General features: G+C 40.5%; 7 protein-coding genes. All 7 read right to left on the bottom strand.

Features of this window, described 5'->3' with window-relative positions:
- Positions 1-254: 254 nt before the first annotated feature.
- Positions 255-1,196 (bottom strand): phosphotransferase enzyme family protein, encoded by a 942-nt coding sequence (locus KI367_RS26360; RefSeq protein WP_212953225.1) that lies wholly within the window; start codon positions 1,194-1,196, stop codon positions 255-257.
- A 599-nt stretch (positions 1,197-1,795) separates the two neighbouring features.
- Positions 1,796-2,743 (bottom strand): copper amine oxidase N-terminal domain-containing protein, encoded by a 948-nt coding sequence (locus KI367_RS26355; RefSeq protein ID WP_212953222.1) that lies wholly within the window; start codon positions 2,741-2,743, stop codon positions 1,796-1,798.
- Positions 2,744-3,464: 721 nt separating this feature from the next.
- Positions 3,465-4,208 (bottom strand): DUF3600 domain-containing protein, encoded by a 744-nt coding sequence (locus tag KI367_RS26350; RefSeq protein ID WP_212953219.1) that lies wholly within the window; start codon positions 4,206-4,208, stop codon positions 3,465-3,467.
- Complete coding sequence (locus KI367_RS26345) at positions 4,198-4,782, bottom strand: sigma-70 family RNA polymerase sigma factor (protein ID WP_036715477.1); 585 nt, start codon at positions 4,780-4,782, stop codon at positions 4,198-4,200. The genes KI367_RS26350 and KI367_RS26345 overlap by 11 nt, the downstream gene beginning before the upstream one ends.
- Before the next feature lie 200 nt (positions 4,783-4,982).
- Positions 4,983-5,594 (bottom strand): rhomboid family intramembrane serine protease, encoded by a 612-nt coding sequence (locus KI367_RS27735; protein ID WP_036715478.1) that lies wholly within the window; start codon positions 5,592-5,594, stop codon positions 4,983-4,985.
- Positions 5,595-5,650: 56 nt separating this feature from the next.
- The gene (locus KI367_RS26335; protein ID WP_212953216.1) at positions 5,651-6,100 is read right to left on the bottom strand and encodes a DUF1569 domain-containing protein; all 450 of its coding nucleotides are present in this window, start codon (positions 6,098-6,100) and stop codon (positions 5,651-5,653) included.
- Positions 6,101-6,175: 75 nt separating this feature from the next.
- Positions 6,176-6,595, bottom strand: a complete 420-nt coding sequence (locus KI367_RS26330) for a DUF6557 family protein (RefSeq protein WP_212953209.1) — start codon at positions 6,593-6,595, stop codon at positions 6,176-6,178.
- Positions 6,596-6,796 lie beyond the last annotated feature (201 nt).

Genomic DNA, 6,796 nt, shown 5'->3' with positions numbered 1-6,796 from the left:
AATCATTTTTACGGTTTGGATTTTAAACTCTTTGTCATATTTCTGACTCATCTTCGGACACCTCGATTTTGCTAGGTTTATTGTCGCATTCTCGATTCTCGGTGTCCACTATTTAGTCTAGCATCATTTTGATTGGAGTCAGCGAAAGTAACGTTCATGTTCACGAATAGCAAGAGGGCGATGATCCATATGGTTTTCCTCATTTTTTTCTCCTTTCTTTTTTGAGAATTGGATATGACTTAAGCACAGTCCTGCTATACTAACGAAATCCCCAAATAAGTTTTGCGGTTTATTAATGATTGCTCCATTTCTTCTAAATACTTAAGCTGTTGTTTATTCAACTGATCTTTTTGCAAAAATTGATGATGATAAACAAATGAATACAGATGCCTGAAGTTAACAAAAAAATCTACGTGCTCCAATATGTCATTCACTGAATTCCCCATTACATAGCCTTCAATAAATGAATTGAAAAATATAGACGCAAACCGATCCCGCCCGGCTCTATCTTTAATCGTTTGCGAAGCATGATATACAGCAATTGCGATATCGTATGCAAACCAATGAAATTCACTATCCCCAAAATCAATATAGGTGATATCGCCCTTATCATATATGAAATTATGATGATTTAGGTCGCCGTGTATGATTCCATAAGATTCTTTAGACTTGCTTATTGATTGAATATCTGCAAGGCATTGCTCCCACTTCTCTTTAATCTTATCCTTAAATGAATCCATTCTCATCCGATAAATCTTATGCTCGTTCCATTCTGGCCGTCTGTACTTACCTTTGTATAGCTTGGATAAGGAATGCATTGTCCCCATCCCATGACCCCATTGCTTGAATAATTTTTCGTTCCAGTCTTTACCGTTAATATCAATATGGGCCCCCTTCACCTTCTCGTAAGCTACGAAAAATAGATCATCCGTCAAATTATGGATATAGGAACTGCCACTTAGGATTATAGGAACCGTTACATGAACTCCATTTTCATGAAGGAATTGCGTCCATTCGATCTCAGACAGAATTTCCTCCTCCCTATGAATCCCTCTACTAAAAATCTTAACAATGATCGGTACTTCGGAAGAGATTTCGTAAACGTTATTAAAATATCCGCCGAGTAAATGAACATCGGTTCCTTGATAGTCCAATACATCAAGAATTTGATTGAGTACAGATTCATCAACCTTCATGGATCTCCCCCCCCAATTGTGATCGGATATGACTACAGCTAACGCTCTGTATCTACGAATCGACCCAGCCTTAGATAGCTCTTATCTTAGGCTGGGCCGATTGTTGCCTGCTATGTCTCCTTGATTATACAACTGACAACCCAAAGGATGGTAGTCCTGCAGCGTGAAATACGTTTTACCGATTTTTCCATGACCGGTTATGTGGCAACCTCATGCCACATAACCGCAAACCTCAGAAAGCCCCAGTAGCTCAAACAATATCTAAATGAATACCTAAGAACCCAAAAGTGTCGTATTCTCATCAAGATCAATATCCAATAGTAATCATAAATCCATCCGTTATCTTCATCATTATATTGGACTACATAAGTGAATTGTTCTGAATATGTAACATTAATTTGATTGTAATAACGCTTAACGTTATACTGAGCTTCTCTGTTTAGTAAGTGTATTCGCCAATACCCGCCTCTTCATTAATATCTCTTCGAATAGCACTGAGCAATCTTCATTTTCCTCAACGGCTCCCTCAGGTACCTGAAACCCAAGACGTTCAAATCCTTGTTCTTTAAATACTAATAACTGTTATTTTTTATTTCAGATTACAATCTTCCACCATCAAGCATAGTCAGCTTGCCGTCGTTGGCGTTGACAATGAAGCTGTAATACTCCTTGGTCTTGTAATCATATCTTGCAGCGAACATGAAGCTGATCACCTTATATCCTTCATAATCAGAAGGGATGACGAACGCGCCTGATGGAAGCTTGGATGGGTATACGCTGCTGTACATAACAGAACGGACATGCAAGTTAATATTGTTCTCGCCATATTTGCTGTGAACAACGGGCGCAAACTTGCCTGTGAGTTCTGAAATAAGAGAGTAGTCATCGGACAACATATCCAACAGCTCTAATACATCATCAGAGTCATTCATATCAATGAGAAGAGAGTATTGGCCATCTTTGCCAATGTTGCTTGTGAAAGACAAATCTAGTTCAAGGCCATGGAAATAATATACCGAGAAATTGTCATTCAAATATTTATCAAGCTCATTAATAGTGCTTGTTTTTGGCTGGATAGAAGGGTTAGTTGGAGTAATGGGACGGGATGGTGTTATGGATGACTGCGAAAATGAGTCCTTACTCATAATTTGAATAACATTGCCCGAAAGATTAACGTAGGCTCCAGTTGCTTCACTTACAAAACGCAAAGGCACAAATACGCTGCCCTTAATGATTTTTGGCGCAACTTGAAGCTCGACAGGAGTTCCATTAACATATGCAGTCTTACTTCCGACATTAAGAATTATACTTGTTCCATCTTTTGTACCAGTCACCTGTTGTTTCTTTTGATTCCAACCGATTCCGATACCAAGATCATTAAATACCGGTTTAAATTGAACCAAAGTAACTCCACTTTGAACAATTGGATCCTGGTCAAATATAACCGCGTTTCCGTCAACGGTAACGTTCATTCTTGGAGCCGCGCCTGCAGATTCAGCGATGAGAGTTAAGAGTAGAGAAGCGATGATGATAATTTTGCTTTTCATATGTAGTCTCCTTTTTGATATTTTGGCCCTAAGGCCAGCTAGTGCATTATACCTAAATTTTACCTAAAATACTATAGTTTATTGGCAACACCTCCTCAAAGATTATTGATATACAGTCTTCTGCACCTTTTGCGTTGTTTTGCACCCGTTCTGTAATGTTTCAGCGATTAGTTTGGCTTCACATAAGACTTTATTAATGTGGGAAAACAACTTATCCTCAGCATACTCGCTAACAGGTAGTTTGATTTCTAAGATTTTATCACGGCCATTCTTTCAGTTCTCGAGTAATGGTAGGTGCGTGACTACCCAGCTCACGCCCGATCTTCGCTATACCATTTGCTTTTTGAACTCGGTTGTAAACACGCAAGTTGATGTTTGGACATTGTAGAGGTGCACTCCTTATCATGATAGGTTTATTCTACAAGCCCTTATTTTTTCGTCCAACTTAGTGTAACCGGTCCAACTTCTCCTATAGCGTTCTTAAGGGACAGACCCGCTGCGTTTTTCGTCAAGGTTTATCTGCTCCATCCCATTTCTTAACCGACTCTTGTAAGCCGACTCAATAACCTCCATTTCACCCATTCAAGAGCAAGTCCCCTCATCGTTTCAGTTCCGTTCAAATGGATTGGTTAAAAAAATCGGGCAAATGTTGTTTTGCCCGAAACAGTTTAAAAATGGATCTATGGAACTGAAGCCAAAGGAACTTCGATCAACCAGGAGATCAAGATCTTGGTTTAAACGTAATTCCCAGCTTTTTAAAATACGGCTCCAGCTGCTCTGTCAACTGATCGATTTTCGATTCATCTTCCTCTGAGATTCCATCCGGATCAAGCGTCTTGTCGTCATACGCCTTCAATTCATTGATCAATGTCTGGAACTCGTTGAATTCCTCTTTACTGAATGTCAGCCTTGCTTGGTCTACGATTCCTCCCCAAAAAGCGGCGTTATCTACCATTTTAACCTCCCTTTTCGGGGTTGATTGAATTTCGTTCAATTTATTAAAGACAGGCTCCAGCTCTGATGTTAAGCTTTTGTAGCGTTTAAGCTCCTCTGCGCTCAAGCGGTCTGGATGAATGTCCCCGTGGGCATCGGCAATGTTCAAATTCATTGTTTCCAACTCTTGAAGTAAAGACAGCCATTTGGTAAATTCCTCTTCACTGAGGTTTTGTTTGGCGCTCTGCAGCTTTGCCTCGAGCTCTTCGTACTGTTTTGGACTTACCCCATATTTGGCGATATTCTCCTGCGAACCGTAGATGGAATCCGCAATGTAATTGTACCCGGCATATGCACCAGTCGGGATTACCAAGGCCGCGGCCAAAATGCCCGCAGCAATCCATTTTTTCATTCGCCGTCCAGTTTGATGCGTTACGACTTGGTGCAGTATTTTCCCCTTAAGATTAGCAGGTGCGTTCCAATCTTTGGTTTCTTCCGTAAAAGCCGTTTTTAATCTTTCATCAAGACTCATTTAGTTTCTCCACCCTTCCCATCGCCGGAATGTTCATATTCTGTTTGTTGCGTATCTTTTGCAGAGCAGCATGGATCCTTGATTTTACCGTACCGAGAGGGATCTCGAGTATGGCTGCAATCTCTTCTTGCGTGTAATCGTTTAAATAATGCAGGGTAATTACGATTTTCAGCTTAAAAGGAAGCCGATCTACGCACGCGAGCAGCGAACGGTTCGATACCTTGTTCACCACTTCATTGGAGAAATCATAGGCCACCAGTTGTTCAATCTGTTCCACTCTTTTGATGATTCGTACATGTGTCCAACTTTTTCTACGATGGGCTTGAATTTGACGCATCACGATGCCCATGAACCAAGGCCGAAACGGCCTGTTTGCATCATACTTGCCCAGAGACCGATATGCTTGAATGTAGATCTCCTGAATCACATCCTCTGCGTCAGACCGCTCTTTAACAAGAAAACAAACGGTTTTGTAAACGTCCTTGATGGTTGCTTCATACAACTCGCCAAATGCATCACGGCTTCCCTCTAATGTAAGTGCAACGAGCTTTGCATAATCAGTAGAATGATTCATCTGCCACCTCCCCCTTAGGCCTTACAGTATGTATTGGTAAAATCGAATGATATCGTTCGAATTATTTTCAAAATAAATCTGCGGAATGGTCAAAGAAATGGCAAAAGCCCTCCGTTTTTAACCATCGAAGGACTTTTTTTGGGGTGTCTTGAATGAAATTTGGAATGTGGATAGCTCCTATAAATGACGAAGCCAACTCTCTAGCCCGTATGGGATTTATGCCTTTTGTCGTTCTTGCGAAAGACCATAAGTGAAAATAAAAGCCCCCATATAAAACCGGTTATATGACCGCTAATACTTATACGTTCCATAAGAAACGTACTGCCCCAACCAAGGACCGACCAAACAACTAACATCATAACCGTTTGTTTTCTGAGAACAACCCGTTTAGAAATCATGAGGCAATAATATACAGCCATGATCCCAAAACAAATTCCCGAGGAGCCGACCAGACTGTTCGTTGACAACAATAAAAAGTCACCCATGGGGGTTAGCACGATATTCATCAATATGAAAATCATAAACTTGCTTCGCCCCAATATGTATTCAATGAGAGGAGACATGATATATAGAAACAAATTGTTACTTAGATAGTGTTGAGTTCCATTATGTAAAAAAGCATAGGTGACAAACCTCCAAGGCTCATACCTTCCAGAGGTAATTCCAAACACGGATTGGACATAGCCGACCCCATAAATCCCATTGAAAATGACCGTAATGAAAAATAAGCAGGTGTTAATTGCAATGATATAAAACGTTACAGGATATAGCGTCCTAAACTCCTTAAGCGTATTCCCATATTCAATATTCATCTCATTATTCCTCTTCGACCTCAGTTTCGGGCCACAGCGTCATCACGTTTCATTAACTAAACGCCAAACTGTTTTAAATGATGGTCTAAATGTTTATAAATGCCCTTGCCCCATTCTTCAGGAGAGAATTTGCCGAAAAAAGGATGGGGTCGGGTCGTGCAGTTCTCGGGTCCATTATTTTGAAACGTAATTATTTTTTGTATTAATGTTTCTTTTTCCGCGTCAAAATCCCTTTCATCTACAATCATGATATCCGGAATCGTGGACATGTTCCGTGGAAGCGGCTTGTCGTTGTAAAAGATGGGTTTCACAAACTTTCCTATGATCACCCCGAGCCAACTTCTGGAGGAAGAAGAGTTCCCCATCGCGATCTCTTGAAAAGATGAGCAATGAGCCAACATTTGCGCGACATTCATGTTCCCCCAACGCGGTTGTGAATCCGGGCGTAATCGTTGGATACGGGCAATCATTTCATTGGTGTGGCATTGTTCAAAAATGCTATTCATTGGAACGGCTCCTCCCTGAAAAAGGGTTTTATGCACTGAATTCCTATTCCATCAAGATCCTCAAGTTGATCAACATTACTCATGATTAAGTTCTTCAGAAAAACCAAACCAGGTCATTTCATACAAACAAAGCGCCGCTATTTGTTCGCTTGAAAAGCGCTCAAGTACTTTATGATCTATATAAAAGCCTAGCCACTCCTCCCAATGGTTTGCGGAGATGTCCCAATATCCATCCCACTCGGATGAATTATTTTTTCCATGTACCCGATACTCCACATCATCTTCGTGAAGAGAAGCATCAGAATTAACCTCGTCTATATGTATGATCATCTCCTCTACATTTTTTGCCGGATCTTTTGAAAGTAAGGATTCAAATACGGTTAGATATTTTCTCTTTGTGCTGTTCTTGCGGTTCATATTCGGATAGTATTCAATCAACTTGTCCCAAACCTCTTCGAAAACGACTTTGTTTAAAATCTCTTTAAAGGTAATCATATAATTGAACTCCTGTTATTTAAGGCTCCGTTTGGAGCCGCTTAAAATATATGCTTCTCGACAGGCTGGGTCGCATTGATGCTAGACTAAATAGTGGACACCGAGAATCGAGAATGCGACAATAAACCTAGCAAAATCGAGGTGTCCGAAGATGAGTCAGAAATATGACAAAGAGTTTAAAATCCAAACCGTAAAAATGAT

Origin of the sequence: Paenibacillus cookii (assembly GCF_018333375.1) — a bacterium.
Taxonomy (GTDB): domain Bacteria; phylum Bacillota; class Bacilli; order Paenibacillales; family Paenibacillaceae; genus Paenibacillus_AQ; species Paenibacillus_AQ cookii.
This window is presented reverse-complemented; position numbering and strand designations above follow the sequence as displayed.